An 18394-nucleotide genomic window follows, 5' to 3' on the forward strand; every position below is an offset into this window, starting at 1 on the left:
AACGCCTGCGGCATGCAGCATATTTTTCCATATGACCAGAACCGCAAACCATGTTTTCCGGCACGCACCATGCCAGCCGGCCACGCCGCGCCGTGCAGTCTGCGCAACGGCGGTGTTTGTGCTGTTCCTGCTTGTTACCGTATTCTGGGTCTCCACCGCCTGTGCCCAGCAGGACAGACGGCGCAACGTTCTTTTTCTCAATTCATACCACAACGGGTATTCGTGGTCGGACAAGATTCTGGAAGGGGTCAAGGATGTCTTTGCCGCGCAGGACAGATATAACATCGTGCTGCAGGTCGAATACATGGACTCGAAAAAGTTTCATTATGAAGACACCGTGCAGACCCTCTTCAGATTGTACCGCGATAAATTCCGCGGCAAGCATTTTGATGTCATAATATCTTCCGACAATATCTCATTCAACTTTCTGCAGCAGTTCCGCGACACGCTCTTTCCCGGGGTTCCCGTGATTTTCAGCGGACTGAACGACTTCCACCGCGAAGGTCTGTCTCTTAAAGGATATTCCGGCGTTACAGAAGAATACGACGTGGCCGCCAACCTTGAGCTGGCCATGCGGCTGCACCCGCAGATGAAACGCATGGTCGTCATCGGCGATACGTCGGTAACCGGCGTGGCCATCAGCAACCAGATCAAAAAAGCACTGCCCGTGGTGCAGGACAAGCTGGAAGTTGAATTCTGGTACGAGTACCGGCTGGAAGACATGCTGAACAAAGTGCGTCATCAGGGGCCGGACACATTTTTCTACTTCATCCCCATGTACCGCGACATCGACGGCCAGTTTTATTCCGCGCAGGAACTGCTGGAAAAAGTTCATGCCAATTCCGACGCGCCCCTTTATTCCAACTGGGAATTTCTGCTGGGCCACGGCATTGTGGGCGGCAAGCTGATTTCCGGCGTGCGCCACGGCATGGTGGCCGCGCGCATGGCCATGCAGGTGCTGGACGGCACACCGGTGGACGACATTCCCATCATGTCCGACCCCGAAGCCGCAGACAGCGAAGCATTTATCTTTGACTACAATGAGCTGCGCCGTCTGTTCATCACGCAGGAACAGCTGCCCGCAGGCGCACGTCTGATCAACGAGCCCAGCCGCTTCTATGAGCTGAACAAGCAGGTTTTCTGGACCATCATCATCTCCATGGTGCTGCTTTCCGTCATTCTGGTGGTGCTGGTGATGAACATACTGGAAAAGCGCCGTGTGGAGCAGAAAATCAAAGATCAGCTGTCTTTTCTGCGGCTGCTTATGGATACCATTCCCCTGCCCATCTTCACCAAGGACACCACGGGCAGTTTTCTGCAGTGCAACAAAGCGTTTGAAGACTTTTTCGGGGTGGACCGCCAGAGCCTGCTGGGCCTTGCCGGCAATCCGGACAATCTGGCGGTACGCGCTCTGACCGATCCTGTGGACGTGGACATGCTGCGCAGACCCAGCGTGGAAATCTACGACAAGACCATCGAAGGCCCCGACGGTCTGCCGCGCAACATCATCCTGCACAAGGCGACGCACAACAACGCCCGCGGCGAAGTGGTGGGACTGGTGGGAGTGGTTTTTGACTACACGGCCCGGCGGCGTGCCGAAGACAGTCTGCGTGCCGCGGAAGAAAAATACCGTTCCATCTTTGAAGGCTCGCCGCTGGGTATTTTCCGCATCCGCCCCAGAGACAGCTTCATCGATCTCAACCCTGCGCTGGCGCGCATGGCCGGGTTTGAAAATCCGGACCAGCTTGTGCAGACCCTGCCGCAGGATATCGACCGGCTGCTGGAGCAGATGGCCGCCACAAGCTCATCTTCCGGCGATGTGATAGACTTTGAACACACGTTCACCAGAGGCGACGGCACAGCCATAACCGCCCACATAACCCTGCGTGTGGCACGCGACCGCAACGGCGATATCGTGCTGCTGGAAGGATACGCCGAAAACGTCACCCAGCGGAAACTGGCGGAACAGGCCCTCAGCGAATCACAGCGCATGCTGCAGCTGGTGCTTGATAACATTCCCCAGCTGGTAAGCTGGAAAGACGCCTCGCTGCGGTACATCGGCGCAAACCGTTCCTTTGCCCAGTTTTTCGGCATTGCCGAACTGGAAGACGCCATAGGCCGCACCGACGTGGAAATTCTGCCCGATGAAGCGCAGGCGCTGCGTCTGCGTGAAGAGGACGAGGAAGTCATCCGCAGCAACACGCCCCGCTACCGCTATAAATGGTCCACCACGGCGGCCGACGGAAAAAGTGTATGGCTGGAAACCAACCGCGTGCCGCTGCATGACGAACAGGGCCATGTGGTGGGCCTGCTGACCACGGCGGAAGACGTAACCCAGAAGATAAATCTGGAACGCCAGCTGCTGCAGTCGCAGAAAATGGAAGCCATAGGTACGCTTGCAGGCGGCATATCCCATGACTTCAACAATATACTGACTTCGATCATCAACTCCGTTGAACTGGCACTGAGTGATGTCGAGGCGGCTTCCATCACATTCAACGACCTGATGCGTGCCCTGAAGGCCGCACAGCGCGGCAGCCATCTGGTCAAACAGATTCTCACGTTCAGCCGCCCGTCTGTGGAAGGTTTTGTGACCACCGACATCAACGAAGCCCTGAACGAAGCCGTGGGGCTGATCAAGGCATCACTGCCCCGCAACATAGAAATACGCCTCGCGGTACCGCCCCGCCCCTCGTTTATCCATGCCGACCCCACACAGATACATCAGGTTATCATGAATCTGTGCACCAACTCGTTTCAGGCATTGCGCGAAACAGGCGGTGCCATGGACATCAATCTGGAACAGGAACCGGTACCGGAAGAAACGGCGCAGGAACTGGCCATATCAGCGGGCAACTACCTCAAGCTTACTGTCAGCGACAACGGCCCCGGCATCCCGCAGGTAATTCTGGATAAAATTTTTGATCCGTTTTTCACCACCAAAGGCAAAACCGAGGGAACAGGTCTGGGACTGGCCGTGGTGCACGGCATTGTCAAAGCGCACCGCGGCGCTGTGCGCGTCAGCTCCGACCCCTTCCGGCGCACTGCATTCGAGGTCTGGCTGCCCATGCTTGACGCCGAAGGCGCCCCGCTGCCCATTTCCGACGCGGGAGACCTGCGCGGGGGCGATGAACGCATTCTGTTTGTGGAAGACGACGACGACCAGCTGCACACCATACCCCGTGTGCTCGAATCGCTGGGGTTCACCGTGCGCGCGCTGAAAAGCCCCTCGCATGCCGCACAGCTGCTGCGCGAAAATCCTTCGGCCTACGATCTGGTCATAACCGACTTTGACATGCCGGAAACCAACGGCCTTGAACTGGCGGACGAAATCGGCGATATTGCCCCCCGAGTTCCCGTCATCATGGTCTCCGGCCGCGACGTGGCCGCAGAAGGCGCGCTGGCATTTCCCAACATCAAAGCCATTGTTCCCAAGCCGTACAACCGCAACATCCTTTCCGAAACCATCCGCAAGGTTCTCGGGTAATCAACGGAACGCACCATGCCCAGAATACTGGTCATAGACGACGACACCATCGTTTGCGAAACCATCGAAAGCCTGCTTTCGCGCCTGCAGTACCAGAGCCGCTCGGCCCATACGCTGGAACAGGGTCTGCAGCTGCTTGCCGCGGAAGAATTTGACGTGGTGTTTCTGGACGTGCGCCTGCCCGACGGTAACGGACTGGAGGCTCTGCCGCGAATCCGCAGTCACGAAAACAGCCCGGAAGTAATAATACTGACCGGCGAAGGCGACCCCGACGGAGCGGAGCTGGCCATACAGGGCGGCGTGTGGGACTATCTGGTCAAACCCACGCCCATCAAGCAGACCACCCTTACCCTGAACAGGGCGCTGCAGTACCGGCAGGAAAAACTGAACAAACAGGCGGCGCCGCCCGTGGCGCTTAATCTGGACGGCGTGGTGGGCAGCAGCGAACGCATCCGCGAATCGTTCGACATTGTGGCGCGTGCCGCATCCACTGACACCAATGTGCTTATCACCGGCGAAACAGGCACCGGCAAAGAGCTTTTCGCCCGCACCATACACAGAAACTGCGGACGTGCCGGCGGCCCTTTCGTGGTGGTGGACTGCGCGTCACTGACGGAAACCCTCATCGAATCAACACTGTTCGGGCATAAAAAAGGCGCTTTCACAGGGGCCGAAGCTGATCAGGAAGGGCTGGCCAAACTGGCCGACGGCGGCACTCTTTTTCTGGACGAAGTAGGGGAAATGCCCCTTTCGCTGCAACGGTCCTTTCTGCGTTTTCTGCAGGAACGCACCTTCAGACCGGTGGGCGGCACACAGGAAGTGAAAAGCGACTTCAGGCTTATTTCGGCCACCAACAGAGATCTGGATGCCATGGTGGAACGCGGAGAGTTCCGCAAGGACCTGCTTTTCCGGCTCAAGACGCTGCACGTGGTGCTGCCCCCGCTGCGACAGCGCCTGACCGACCTGAAACCCCTTGCCATGTACTACATCGACAAACTGTGCGAGCAGTACAACGTGCCCAACAAGGGTTTCAGCTCCGACTTTTTCACCCTGCTTGCACGCCATGACTGGCCGGGCAACGTCCGCGAGCTTTTCAACGTGCTGGAGCGGGCGTTTGTGGCTTCCGGGCTGGAAAGCATGCTGTACGCCATGCATCTGCCGCAGGACCTGCGCATCAAGGCGGCCAAGGCGCACCTGCTGCGCGAACAGCCGGACGAACTGCCCGCCCGCGGACAGACCGGCTGCGCCCGCAATCAGCAGGATGCCGACGGGCTGCCCTGTCCGCTGCCGGACATGCGGTCGTTCAAGCACATGATGGAACGAAAATATCTGGAAAGCGTCATAGCGCGCCACAAAGGTGATCTGCCCGCGATTCTGGAGACTTCCGGTCTGTCCCGTTCGCATTTTTATGCGTTGCTGAAAAAGAACAACATTGTGCTTTGATTGTTGGCGCCATGCTGTTGTATGCTGTACCTGACGGACGTTCCCGTGAACATGTGCTGTCCTGTTTTTCAGACACGACACCAGTCCGCTTTTTCAGACACTGCAACCGCCCGCCGCAAGCCAGTTTCATCACGTTCACGCACACGTTTTCCAGATAGAGGCGCTGCATTCAGGCTCCGCCGCTGTCCTTTTTTTCAGACACTGTACGATCCTCCGGACACGCACCATATCCGGAGAAGGAGGTAACCGGCTGTAAACACATGCTTTGAACCACAAGACACACATGGCATACTTTTTGTTTAACAAAGGGGCTGAAGCAGACCGCTCAGGGCCGCAGGCCGCACGGTCATTCTTCAGCGCATGAGGTTGTCACGGACGCCCGAATCCGCTTTGACGATCACTCAATAACATCATGCTTCAAGGTTAGAAAAAGGAGTTTATACTCATGGCCAAGCAGATGAAGACGATGGACGGTAACACCGCCGCCGCGTACATCGCGTACGCGCTGAGCGACACCGCCGCCATCTACCCCATCACCCCCTCCTCCAACATGGGCGAAGTGGCCGACGACTGGGCCGCCGCCGGTAAAAAGAACATTTTCGGCCAGACCGTCTCAGTGCGTCAGCTTCAGTCCGAAGCAGGCGCCGCCGGTGCTGTGCACGGTTCGCTGGCCGCAGGCGCGCTGACCGCCACCTTCACGGCGTCGCAGGGCCTGCTGCTGATGATTCCCAACATGTACAAAATCGCCGGTGAACTGCTTCCCGGTGTTTTCCATGTTTCCGCACGCGCCCTTGCTTCCCACGCACTGTCCATCTTCGGCGACCATCAGGACGTGATGGCCTGCCGTCAGACCGGCTTTGCCTTCCTCGCTTCCAACTCCGTTCAGGAAGCAATGGACATGGCTCTGGTGGCTCATCTGGCCGCCATTGAAACCAGCGTGCCTTTCTGTCACTTCTTCGACGGCTTCCGTACTTCGCACGAACTGCAGAAGATTGAAGTCATCGATTACGAAGACATCAAGGGTCTGGTGAACATGGAAAAGGTGGAAGCTTTCCGCCAGAATTCCATGAACCCCGAGCACCCGCACATCCGCGGTACTGCCCAGAACCCCGACATCTACTTCCAGGCCCGCGAAGCCTGCAACCCCTTCTACGAGCAGGTTCCCACGCAGGTTCTGGCTGCAATGAAGAAGGTTGAAGGCGTAACCGGCCGCAAGTACAAGCTGTTTGACTATGTGGGTCACTCCGAAGCCGAGCGCGTCATCATCGCCATGGGCTCCGCCTGTGAAACCATTGAAGAAGTGGTCAACCACCTTGTGAAGCAGGGTGAGCGCGTGGGTCTGATCAAGGTCCGCCTGTTCCGTCCCTTCTCCACCGAACACATGCTGGCAGCACTGCCCGCCACCGCGCACACCATCACCGTGCTCGACCGTACCAAGGAACCCGGCGCGCTGGGCGATCCTCTGTACCTCGACGTGTGCACCGCCTTCATGGAACACGGCGAAGCCCCGACCATCCTCGGCGGCCGCTACGGTCTCGGTTCCAAGGAATTCACCCCCGCCGACGTTGTTGCCGTATACGACAACATGAAGGTGGCAGGTCCCAAGAACCACTTCACCGTGGGCATCATTGACGACGTTTCCAATACTTCTCTGGAAGTGGGCGCCGCTCTGGACACCGTTCCCGAAGGCACCGTTCAGTGCAAGTTCTTCGGTCTGGGCGCAGACGGCACCGTGGGCGCCAACAAGCAGGCCATCAAGATCATCGGTGACAACACCGACATGTACGCTCAGGGCTACTTTGCGTACGACTCCAAGAAGTCCGGCGGCTTCACCGTATCGCACCTGCGTTTCGGCAAGTCCCCCATCCAGTCCACCTACCTTGTCAACCGTGCCGACTACGTGGCCTGCCACAAGTCCGCATACGTCAACCAGTACGACGTGCTGGAAGGCATCAAGGACGGCGGCGTGTTCGTGCTGAACTCGCACTGGTCGCTTGAAGACATGGAAAAGGAACTGCCGGCTTCCATGAAGCGCACCATCGCTTCCAAAAAGCTGAAATTCTACAACATCGACGCCGTCAAGATTGCCGGCGAAGTAGGCCTCGGCGGCCGCATCAACATGGTGATGCAGACCGCGTTCTTCAAGCTGGCCAACGTGATGCCCTTTGAGCAGGCCATTGCCCTGCTGAAAGACTCCATCAAAAAGGCATACGGCAAGAAGGGCGACAAGATCGTCAACATGAACGTTGCCGCCGTTGACAAGGCCATGGACGCTCTGACCGAAGTGCAGTACCCCGCATCGTGGGCAGAAGCCGCCGACGCAGGCTGCTGCTGCAACGGTCACGACGTGCCTTCTTTCATCAAGGATGTGGTCCGTCCCATCCTGTCGCAGCAGGGTGACAAGCTGCCCGTTTCCGCTTTTGAACCGGACGGCCTGTTCCCCGTGGGCACCGCAGCTTTTGAAAAGCGCGGCGTTGCCATCAACGTGCCCGAGTGGCTGCCTGAAAACTGCATCCAGTGCAACCAGTGCTCCTATGTGTGCCCCCACGCGGCCATCCGCCCCGTGCTGGCCACCGAAGAAGAACTGGAAGGCGCACCCGAGTCCTTTGTGACCGTGGACGCCAAGGGCAAGGAACTCAAGGGCCTGAAGTACCGCATGCAGGTTTACTCTCAGGACTGCCTCGGCTGCGGTTCGTGCGCAGACGTCTGCCCCGCCAAGAACAAGGCGCTGGTGATGAAGCCCATCGAAACCCAGCTGGCAGCACAGGTGCCCAACCTTGCCTTTGCCGAAGAAAACATCTCCGTGAAGGACAACGTGATGAGCCGCGACTCCCTGAAGGGTTCGCAGTTCCATCAGCCCCTCATGGAATTCTCCGGCGCCTGCGCAGGTTGCGGCGAAACCCCCTACGTCAAGCTGCTTACCCAGCTGTTCGGCGAACGCATGGTTGTTGCCAACGCAACCGGCTGCTCCTCCATCTGGGGTGCATCCGCTCCGACCACGCCTTACACCGTCAATAAGGACGGCCACGGTCCCACCTGGGGCAACTCGCTGTTCGAAGACGCAGCCGAATTCGGCTACGGCATGAACATGGCTTACGTACAGCGCCGCAACAGACTGGCTCAGCTGTGCGAAGAAGCTCTGCAGGCTGCTGAATCCGCAGAACTGAAGGCCGCTCTGAAGGGCTGGCTGGAAAACAAGGACGACGCAGAACTGTCCAGAAAGTTCGGCGAAGAAGTGCTGGCCTACATCGACGAGCTGGGCGACAGCCCGCTGGTGGACGAAGTCTACGGCATGCACGACATGTTCACCAAGAAGTCCGTCTGGATCTTCGGCGGTGACGGCTGGGCATACGACATCGGCTTCGGCGGCGTGGACCATGTGCTCGCTTCCGGCGAAGACATCAACATTCTGGTCATGGACACCGAAGTGTACTCCAACACCGGCGGTCAGTCTTCCAAGGCTACCCCCCTCGGTTCCATTGCCAAGTTTGCCGCATCCGGCAAAAAGACGTCCAAAAAGGATCTGGGCCGCATGGCCATGACCTACGGATACGTCTACGTGGCAAGCGTTTCCATGGGTGCCAACAAGCAGCAGGTACTCAAGGCCTTCAAGGAAGCTGAAGCTTACAAGGGCCCCTCGCTGATCATTGCCTACGCACCCTGCATCAACCAGGGCATCCGCAAGGGCATGGGCAAGTCCATGGAAGAAGGCAAGCTGGCCGTGGAAACCGGCTACTGGCCTCTGTACCGCTTCAACCCCGAGCTGGCTGATGAAGGCAAAAACCCCTTCATCTTCGAATCCAAGGCTCCCAACGGCGAAATCCAGGAGTTCCTCTCCGGTGAAAACCGTTACGCCCTGCTCGAAAAGATGGCTCCCGAAGAATCCAAGCGTCTGCGCATGCAGATCGAGGAAGAATACAAGGAGCGGTATGAATACATGAAGGCACTGGCTGAAATGCCCGGCTTCAAGGCCGAAGCATCCGCACCCGTGCCTGCAGGTCCCGACGCCGGCGATGCCTGCGAAGTGACCGCAACCCCCGAGCACGCACATGATGCTGCCGCGGGTGAAGCCTGCAACGACGGCCGTAACGGCAAATAAGCCTCCGGCCTGTGCATAGCCGGGGTGCCGGAAGGGAGCGGAAGCCCTTCCGGCACCCCATAACCGCTAACCGCAGCGGCATGTGGTTCGCCGCTGCAACACCGCAAACTCAGAGGAGCGTTGTATGTCTGTGGAACTGTTGGCACTTGTTGCCCTCCTGCCGATTCTGGTAGCTCTTGTTCTGATGGTAGGCCTGCGCTGGCCCGCCACCAAGGCCATGCCCCTTGCATGGCTTGTCTGCGCGCTGGGCGCAATGTTCGCATGGCAGCTGCCTGCCTCCTATGTGGCAGCTCTTACGCTGCAGGGCTTCATTACGGCCATCGGCATTCTGATCATCGTATTCGGTGCCATCATCATCCTCTACACGCTGCAGTACTCGGGCGGTATGGAAACCATCCAGTACGGCATGCAGAATATTTCACGTGACCGCCGCGTTCAGGCCATCATCATCGGCTACCTGTTCGCGGCGTTCATCGAAGGTGCCGCCGGCTTCGGCACGCCCGCTGCTCTGGCCGCCCCGCTGCTGCTTTCGCTGGGCTTTCCCCCGCTGGCAGCCGCCGTGCTCTGCCTTGTGTTCAACTCTTTCCCCGTGTCCTTCGGTGCTGTGGGTACCCCCATCGTACTGGGCATGACCCCGCTCAAGGGGCTGGTGGAAAAAGCCATAGCCACCAACGGCGCCGCACTGAACTTCACCAGCTTTGACACGTTCAACCTGGTTATCGGTCAGTGGGCCACCGTGATGCACCTCATCATGATCTTCGTGCTGCCCATTTTCATGCTGGGCTTCATCACCCGTTTCTTCGGCCCCAACCGCAGCTGGTCCGAAGGTTTCGCCGCATGGAAGTTCTGCATCTTCGCTGCTGTGTCCTTCACCATTCCCTACCTGATCTTTGCATGGTACGTCGGTCCCGAGTTCCCCTCGCTGATCGGTGGTCTGGTTGGTCTGGGCATCGTTGTGGCAGGCGCCAAGCGCGGTTTCTGCGTACCTGAAAAGAGCTGGGACTTCGGCGATCCTGAAAAGTGGGATCCTGAGTGGACCGGTGAAATCAAGGGCGGACAGTCCACGGAATTCAAGGCTCACATGAGCCAGTTCAAGGCATGGCTGCCCTACATCCTTATCGGCGCCATCCTTGTTATCACCCGTATTCCCGAACTGGGCCTCAAGGGCCTGCTGGCCGGCCAGAAGATTTCCTTCACTGAAATCCTCGGCTACAAGAGCGTCAACGCCAGCATCGCCTACCTGTACCTGCCCGGTACCATTCCCTTTGTACTCATCGCCGTGCTGACCATCTTCATTCACGGCATGAAGGGCGACGCAGCCAAGCGCGCCTGGACCGAATCCATCGCCAAGATGAAAAACCCCGCCATCGCGCTGTTCTTTGCCGTTGGTCTGGTTTCCATCTTCCGCGGTTCCGGCATTGTTGATGCCGCACTGAACCCCAACAGCTACCCCTCCATGCCGCTGGCCATGGCCAAAACAGTGGCCGCCATCACCGGCAACGCATGGCCCATGTTCGCATCGTTCGTGGGTGGCCTCGGGTCGTTCATCACCGGCTCCAACACTGTTTCCGACCTGCTCTTTGCAGAATTCCAGTGGGGCGTGGCACAGCAGCTTGATATGCCGCGTCAGATCATTGTCGCAGCACAGGTTGTGGGCGGCGCCATGGGTAACATGGTCTGCATCCACAACATCGTGGCAGCCTGCGCAGTTGTCGGCCTGTCCGGCATGGAAGGAACAATCCTGAAGCGTACCGCATGGCCTTTCCTGCTGTACGGTCTGGTGGTGGGCGTTGTTGCCTCCGTCCTCACCTTCGTGATGTTCCCCAACTTGTTCTAACCCGCACCAAGGGGGCGGAATGCGCGAATTCCGCCCCCCTTTTTGCGGCATGAAACCATATAGGCGACGGAGCGAACTACGGTACCTGCTCCGTTTTTTGTCTCACAGGGCGCGGGTCACGCCGCCCCGGTGCAGAGGAAGAAACCCCTTTCGGAGGAAGCATCTCCATGCTCAGTGAATCCCTTATCAAGGAATTTAAAACCATCGTCGGTGACGAGAACGTTTTCGACAACGAAGCAGACCGCCAGTGCTATTCGTACGACTCTGCCGTGCTTGACGCCGTTGTCCCTGCACTGGTTGTGCGCCCGACCGAGACCACTCAGATCGGTCAGGTGGTCAAGCTGTGCAACGAAAACGGTCTGCCCATCACCGTGCGCGGCGCAGGTACCAACCTGTCCGGCGGCACCATTCCCGACCCGCGCGACGGCGTGGTTGTACTGACCAACGGCCTGACCAAAATTCTGGAAATCAACGAGCAGGACCTGTACGCCGTTGTTCAGCCCGGTGTGGTCACCGCCAAGTTTGCTGCCGAAGTGGCCAAACGCGGCCTTTTCTACCCGCCCGACCCGGGTTCGCAGGCTGTTTCCACCATCGCCGGTAACGTGGCGGAAAATGCCGGCGGTCTGCGCGGTCTGAAGTACGGCGTGACCAAAGACTACGTCATGGGCATCGAATTCTACGATGTAAACGGCGGTCTGGTGAAAACCGGTTCCCGCACTGTAAAGTGCGTCACCGGCTACAACCTTGCGGGCCTGATGGCTGCCTCCGAAGGCACCCTGGGCGTGTTCAGCGAAATCATTCTGAAGCTGGTTCCGCCGCCACGCGCCTCCAAGGCCATGATGGCTGTTTTCGACGACATCAACAAAGCATCCGAAGCCGTTGCCGGCATCATTGCCGCGCACGTTGTGCCCTGCACCCTTGAGTTCATGGACCAGGCCAGCATCCGCTACGTGGAAGACTACACCAAGGCCGGACTGCCCGTACACGCCGAAGCCATCCTGCTCATCGAGGTGGACGGTCACCCCGGTCAGGTGGAAGACGACGCCGCCCGCGTGGAACAGGTGCTCAAGAGCACCGGTGCCGAAATTCAGGTGGCCAAGGACGCCGAAGAAAAGTTCAAGCTGTGGGAAGCACGCCGCAATGCGCTGCCCGCCCTCGCCCGTGCCAAACCGACCACCGTACTCGAAGACGCCACCGTGCCGCGGTCGCAGATTCCTGCCATGGTCAAGGCCATCAACGACATCGCCGCCAAGTACCAGATCAACATCGGTACCTTCGGCCATGCCGGCGACGGCAACCTGCACCCCACCATTCTGTGCGACCGCAGAGACAAAAAGGAATTCGAACGCGTGGAACACGCCGTGGACGAAATCTTCGACGTGGCACTGTCGCTCAAGGGTACGCTGTCCGGCGAACACGGCATCGGCATGGCCAAGTCCAAATGGATGGAAAAGGAAACTTCCAGAGCCACCATTGACTTCTCGCTGAACATGAAGCGGGCCATCGACCCCAACAACATTCTCAATCCCGGCAAGATCATCGGAGGCTAATGCAATGGCCGATCTGAATAAACTTGCCAAAATGCTGCAGGAACTGGACGACCAGATGGTCGCCTGCATGAAATGCGGCATGTGTCAGGCTGTGTGTCCCGTCTTTGCCGAAACCATGCGCGAAGCAGACGTGACCCGCGGCAAGATTGCGCTGCTGGAAAACCTTGCTCATGAAATGATCAAGGATCCCGAGAGCGTGCAGGAACGCGTGAACAAGTGTCTGCTGTGCGGCTCGTGTGCCGCCAACTGCCCTTCCGGCGTGCAGATCATGGACATATTCCTGCGTGCGCGCGTCATCGTGAACACGTATGTGGGCCTTTCGCCTGCCAAAAAGGCAATCCTGCGCGGCATGGTGGCAAACCCCAGACTGTTCAACATGCTTCTGGACATCGGTTCCAAGTTTCAGGGTCTGTTCACTTCTCAGGCCAACGAACTGCTTGGTTCCTCGTGTTCCAAAATCATGTCGCCCATCATCGGTGACCGGCACTTCTCGCCGCTGGCCAAAAAGTCGCTGCACAGCAAGTACGGCAGTCTGGATATCCCCACCGGCAAGAGCGGCATCCGCGTGCTGTTCTACCCCGGCTGCGTGGGTGACAAGATGTACACATCCATGGCGGAAGCCTGCCTCAAGGTGTTCAGACACCACGGCGTGGGCGTGTACATGCCCGACGCTCAGGCATGTTGCGGCATACCCGCACTTTCTGCCGGCGACAGGGTAGCCTACGACAGACTTGTGAAGTACAATGTGGAGCTGTTCAGCAAGGGCGAGTTCGACTACATCATCTCGCCTTGCGGTTCCTGCACCTCCACCATCAAGGAGCTGTGGGGCCACATGGGAGACGACTACCCCGAGGAACTGAAGCGCAAAATCGCCTCTTTTGCTGAAAAGGCAATGGACATCAGCGAATTTGTGGTGGACGTTCTGGGCGTGAATCCCGAGTCTGTCTCCACCGGCGGTAAAAAGGTGACGTTCCATGATTCATGTCACCTGAAGAAGTCACTGGGCGTGTTCAAGCAGCCCCGCGACCTCATCCGCATGAACAAAAACTATGAACTGGTGGAAATGAGCGAAGCCGACCGCTGCTGCGGCTGCGGCGGTACGTTCAACCTCTACCACTACGATCTTTCCAAAAAGATCGGCCAGCGCAAGCGCGACAATATCGTCGCGTCCGGCGCACAGGTTGTAGCCACCGGCTGCCCCGCCTGCATGATGCAGATGACCGACCTGCTGTCGCAGAACAACGACAGCGTACAGGTGCGTCACTGCATCGAACTCTACGCTGAAACCCTCGGCTAGAGATATACCGCAGGCGTCTCGGCGCCGTGCACAGCGTATCTTAAGGCCCGCCCGTTGGGCGGGCCTTTCGGGCTGTGGCGGAGCGGTTCCGTCAGGCCGTATACTCCCCGGATGCCCGACCCGGGGCAGATGAAATGGATATGCAAGGAGTCCAACGTGTCCAAAAACCTGTACATCACAGCGACGGAGTCCAAAAGCGGCAAGTCCGCCATCGTGCTGGGAATGATGCAGCTATTGCTTCGCGATGTCCGCAAAGTCGCGTTTTTCCGCCCCATCATCAACAACACCAGCAAGGAAGTCCGCGACCACGACATCAATCTGATTCTGACGCGTTTCGGTCTGGATATTCCCTACGAAAAGACCTACGCCTACTCGCTTCACGAAGCCAGAGAGCTGATCAACAACGGGCAACACGCCACCCTGCTTGAGAACATTCTCAACAAGTATAAAGCCCTTGAAGCAGAGTACGATTTCGTACTGTGCGAAGGCACCGACTTTCTGGGCAAAGACGCGGCATTCGAGTTTGACCTGAATGCCGACATCGCCGCCAACCTCGGCTGCCCTGTGCTGGTGGTGGCCAACGGTCTGGACAAAAACAGCGAGGAAATCATCGGCTCCACCCAGCTGACCATCGACCAGCTGGACGAAAAGAGCCTTGACGTGGTGGCCGCCGTGGTCAACCGCGCCAGCGTTACCCCCGCTGAAAAAGACAACATCATCAAAAGCCTTGAGTGCAAGGTGAACTGCGCCAACCCGCTGGCCGTGTACGTGGTGCCCGAAGAGCCCACCCTCGGCAAACCCACCATGGGCGACGTGAAAAAGTGGCTGGGAGCCTCTGTGCTGTACGGCCACGGCCGCCTTGACACGCTGGTTGACGACTACATCATTGCGGCCATGCAGGTGGGCAACTTCCTGGATTATCTGGGACAGGGCACCCTCATCATCACTCCCGGCGACCGGTCCGACATCATTCTGGCCAGCCTTGCCTCGCGCCTGTCTTCCTCCTACCCCGACATTTCCGGCATTCTGCTGACCGGCGGGCTGGAGCCTGCGGCCAATGTGCACCGCCTTATCGAAGGCTGGACCGGTGTGCCCGTGCCCGTGCTGTGCGCAAAGGAACACACCTACCTGACCACGCAGATACTCAACGATCTGTACGGCAAGATAGACCCCGAAGACGACCGCAAGATAGCCACGGCTCTCGGCGTGTTTGAACAGAACGTGGACACCGCCGAAATAAGCAACCGCATCATCAGCCGCCGCTCTTCGCGCATTACGCCCAAAATGTTCGAGTACAATCTCATCGAACAGGCCAAAAAACACAAAATGCGCATCGTGCTGCCCGAAGGTGCCGAAGAACGCATTCTGCGTGCAGCCGACATTCTTGTGCGCCGCGGCGTGGCAGACCTGATTCTGCTGGGCAATGCCGACGAAGTAGGCAAAAAAATCGGCGATCTGGGACTGGACCTTGACGGCGTGACCATCATCCAGCCTGAACTTGCACCCAACTTCGAAGACTATGTGCAGACGTACTACGAAGCCCGCAAGAAAAAAGGCATCAGCATGGAACAGGCCCGCGACATCATGTCCGACCCCACCTACTACGGTACCATGATGGTGCACAAAAACGACGCAGACGGCATGGTTTCCGGTGCCATCAACACCACCGCGCACACCATCCGCCCCGCGTTTGAATTCATCAAGACCAAGCCCACGGCTTCCATCGTGTCCAGCGTGTTCCTCATGTGCCTCAAAGACAGAGTGCACGTGTTCGGCGACTGCGCGGTCAACCCCAACCCGTCTGCCGAACAGCTGGCCGAGATTGCTCTCAACTCTTCGGATACGGCACGCATTTTCGGCATCGAGCCCAAGGTTGCCATGCTCTCTTACTCCACCGGTTCTTCCGGCAAGGGTGCAGATGTGGAAAAGGTCATCGAAGCCACCCGCATCGCCAAAGAGCGCGCACCGGAACTTGCACTTGAAGGACCTTTGCAGTACGACGCCGCCATCGACGCCGATGTGGCCCGCACCAAAATGCCCGACAGCAATGTGGCAGGTCAGGCCACCGTGTTCATCTTCCCCGACCTGAACACCGGCAACAACACCTACAAGGCGGTTCAGCGCGCCGCAGGCGCCGTGGCCATCGGCCCCGTGCTGCAGGGCCTGAACAAACCCGTCAACGACCTGTCCCGCGGTTGTCTGGTGCCTGACATCGTCAACACCGTCGCCATCACCGCCATTCAGGCTCAGGCGGAAAAAGGCCTTCGCTAGGCCATTTCATAGAGTAAAAGAGGATATAGCAGAATGAACGTACTGGTTATCAACGCTGGCAGCTCTTCGTGCAAATACCAGCTGATCAATATGGAATCCGAAGGCGTGCTGTGCGCCGGTCTGGTGGAACGCATCGGCGAAGCCACCGGCAAGCTGGCCCACAAAATCGCCCCCGATACCGACTCCGAAGAAAAGATCGTGCTGGAACAGCCCTTCCCCAATCATGTGGAAGCCATGAAAAAGGTTGTCGAGCTGATCACCGACCCTGAAAAGGGCGTCATCAAAGACAAGTCCGAAATCTACGCCATCGGCCACCGCGTGCTGCTGGGCGGCGAAGAAATCAAGGAATCCGTCAAGATTGACGAATGGGCAAAGGGCGTCATCCGCGATTACATTCCGCTGGGCCCCCTGCACAACCCTGCCAACCTTGCCGGTATCGAAGTGGCCGAGGAACTGTTCCCCGGCGTGCCTTCCGTGGGCGTTTTCGACACCGAATTCCATCAGACCATGCCCGCCAAGGCATACCTGTACCCCCTGCCGCTGGAACTGTACGAAGAGATGAAAATCCGCCGCTACGGCTTTCACGGCACCTCGCACCGCTACGTCACCAAAAAGACAGCGGAATTTCTGGGCAAGCCGCTGGATGAAGTGAATATCATCACCTGCCATCTGGGCAACGGCTGCTCCATGGCTGCCGTTAAAAACGGCAAGTGCGTAGACACCACCATGGGCATCACCCCGCTGGAAGGCCTGATGATGGGCACCCGCTGCGGCGATATCGACCCGGCCATCGTGCCCTTCCTGATGGAAAAGAAAGGTCTGACCACCGCAGAAGCCGACACGTTGATGAACAAGCAGTCCGGCCTTAAGGGTGTATGCGGCATGAATGATATGCGCGACATACACGCCGCCGTGGAAAAAGGTGACGAAAAAGCCAAACTGGCGCTGGACATGTTTGTCTACCGCATCAAAAAATACATCGGTGCCTTTTATGCAGCCCTCGGCCGTGTGGATGCCGTGGTATTCACCGCCGGTATCGGTGAAAACGACGACATCGTCCGTGCCGAAGTATGCGAAAACATGGACGTGTTCGGCATCGCTCTGGATGCGGAAAAGAACAAGATCCGCTCCGGCGAACCCCGCAACATCGCCGCAGAAAACAGCAAAGTGGCCGTGCTGGTGGTACCCACCAACGAAGAGCTGGAAATTGCTCAGGCTGCTGTGAACGTGCTCAAAGGCTAACAACCGGACCTGTGCCGCAAGGCATGACATAGACGCGGGGGCGGGGCTCCGGCAGCTCCGCCCCCCTTTTTCTTCCGGCAACGGATGCAGAGAGACACATATGAAGGGATTGTACATCGGTTCCACAGGCCCCTGGGCGGGCAAAAACCTTGCTGCCATGGCCGTCGGGCTGTGGCTGCAGCGTGAAGGTCTGCGTGTGGGCTACATGAAACCGCTGGGCGCCCGCCCCAAGACCGTGGACGAAATAGTCGGCGATGAAGACGCCTTTTTCGTACAGGAGGTGCTGGGGCTGGAAGACGATCCCGCGCTGGTCACTCCCGTCATCACCCCTGCCAACCTGCGCACCTGCTCGCTGGCAGACCGGAAAAACGAAATGGAACGCGTCCGCGAAGCGTACGAGACATTGTCCCGGGGGCGGGACATCATGCTTGTGGGCGGTTGCGGAGAATTCCTGCATTCCGGCAGACACGCCGGAATAAGCGGTCCCGCACTTGTGCGCCGGCTGGGGCTTAAGGCTCTGGTGGTGGACAGATACGACGGCGCGCTGCACTACGACGCGCTGCTGGGATACCGTGAAGTCCTCGGAGACGCCCTTGCGGGCGTGCTGTTCAACGATGTTCCCGAAGACTACCTGCGTGATGCAGAGGAAATGCTTGTGCCCTATCTTTCCGAGCACGGCATACCGGCCCTCGGCATTGTGCCGCGTGACAGGCTGCTCAACGCCATCAAGGCGGTGGAGCTGGCATGGCGGCTGGGCGGCAGGATAGTTTCCGGCAACAGGGAATCGGGCCGGATTGTGGAAGACTTCCTGATCGGCACCATGCAGGTGGACAACTTCATGTCCCATTTCAAACAGCACGCAAACTCGGCCACCATCGTGGGCGGCGACCGGACGGATCTGCAGCTGGTGGCACTGGAAGGCCAGTGTCCCTGCCTTATTCTGACCGGCAACATCACCCCCGATGAAATCATCCGCACCCGATCCGAGGCGCGCGGGGTACCGGTTATCGTTGTCCGCGAAGACACATACACCGTTGCCCGCAAAATGGAAGAAATCCTTAACAGCCAGAAACTGCGGGAACTTGTAAAAATCCGCCGTGCCGCCCAGATGGTGGATAACACCATGGACTACCCCGCATTGAAGGCTCAACTCGGCTTCTAATTCAGG

General features: G+C 58.4%; 9 protein-coding genes. All 9 read left to right on the plus strand.

Features of this window, described 5'->3' with window-relative positions:
- Window positions 1–31: 31 nt before the first annotated feature.
- The 9 genes from ACZ5D1_RS14170 to ACZ5D1_RS14210 all read left to right on the plus strand — a co-directional run bounded on the left by ACZ5D1_RS14170 (window position 32) and on the right by ACZ5D1_RS14210 (window position 18388).
- Window positions 32–3487: a hybrid sensor histidine kinase/response regulator gene (locus ACZ5D1_RS14170; RefSeq protein ID WP_011368978.1), complete on the plus strand. Its 3456-nt coding sequence runs from the start codon at window positions 32–34 to the stop codon at window positions 3485–3487.
- 15 nt (window positions 3488–3502) lie between these two features.
- Window positions 3503–4930 (plus strand): sigma-54-dependent transcriptional regulator, encoded by a 1428-nt coding sequence (locus ACZ5D1_RS14175; protein ID WP_011368979.1) that lies wholly within the window; start codon window positions 3503–3505, stop codon window positions 4928–4930.
- 445 nt (window positions 4931–5375) lie between these two features.
- A complete protein-coding gene (gene nifJ, locus ACZ5D1_RS14180; protein ID WP_011368980.1) occupies window positions 5376–9029 on the plus strand; it encodes a pyruvate:ferredoxin (flavodoxin) oxidoreductase in 3654 nt (1217 codons plus the stop codon).
- Window positions 9030–9153: 124 nt separating this feature from the next.
- On the plus strand, window positions 9154–10866 hold the full coding sequence (locus ACZ5D1_RS14185) for an L-lactate permease (protein WP_011368981.1): 1713 nt from the start codon (window positions 9154–9156) through the stop codon (window positions 10864–10866).
- 167 nt (window positions 10867–11033) lie between these two features.
- Window positions 11034–12416, plus strand: coding sequence for an FAD-linked oxidase C-terminal domain-containing protein (locus ACZ5D1_RS14190; RefSeq protein WP_011368982.1), 1383 nt, complete (start codon window positions 11034–11036; stop codon window positions 12414–12416).
- 4 nt (window positions 12417–12420) lie between these two features.
- A complete protein-coding gene (locus ACZ5D1_RS14195) occupies window positions 12421–13713 on the plus strand; it encodes a (Fe-S)-binding protein (RefSeq protein WP_011368983.1) in 1293 nt (430 codons plus the stop codon).
- 156 nt (window positions 13714–13869) lie between these two features.
- The gene (pta, locus tag ACZ5D1_RS14200) at window positions 13870–15984 is read left to right on the plus strand and encodes a phosphate acetyltransferase (protein WP_011368984.1); all 2115 of its coding nucleotides are present in this window, start codon (window positions 13870–13872) and stop codon (window positions 15982–15984) included.
- A gap of 33 nt (window positions 15985–16017) precedes the next feature.
- Complete coding sequence (locus tag ACZ5D1_RS14205) at window positions 16018–17226, plus strand: acetate kinase (RefSeq protein WP_011368985.1); 1209 nt, start codon at window positions 16018–16020, stop codon at window positions 17224–17226.
- 100 nt (window positions 17227–17326) lie between these two features.
- Window positions 17327–18388: a DRTGG domain-containing protein gene (locus ACZ5D1_RS14210; RefSeq protein WP_011368986.1), complete on the plus strand. Its 1062-nt coding sequence runs from the start codon at window positions 17327–17329 to the stop codon at window positions 18386–18388.
- The last annotated feature ends 6 nt before the right edge of the window (window positions 18389–18394 follow it).

Source organism: Oleidesulfovibrio vietnamensis, assembly GCF_055388115.1.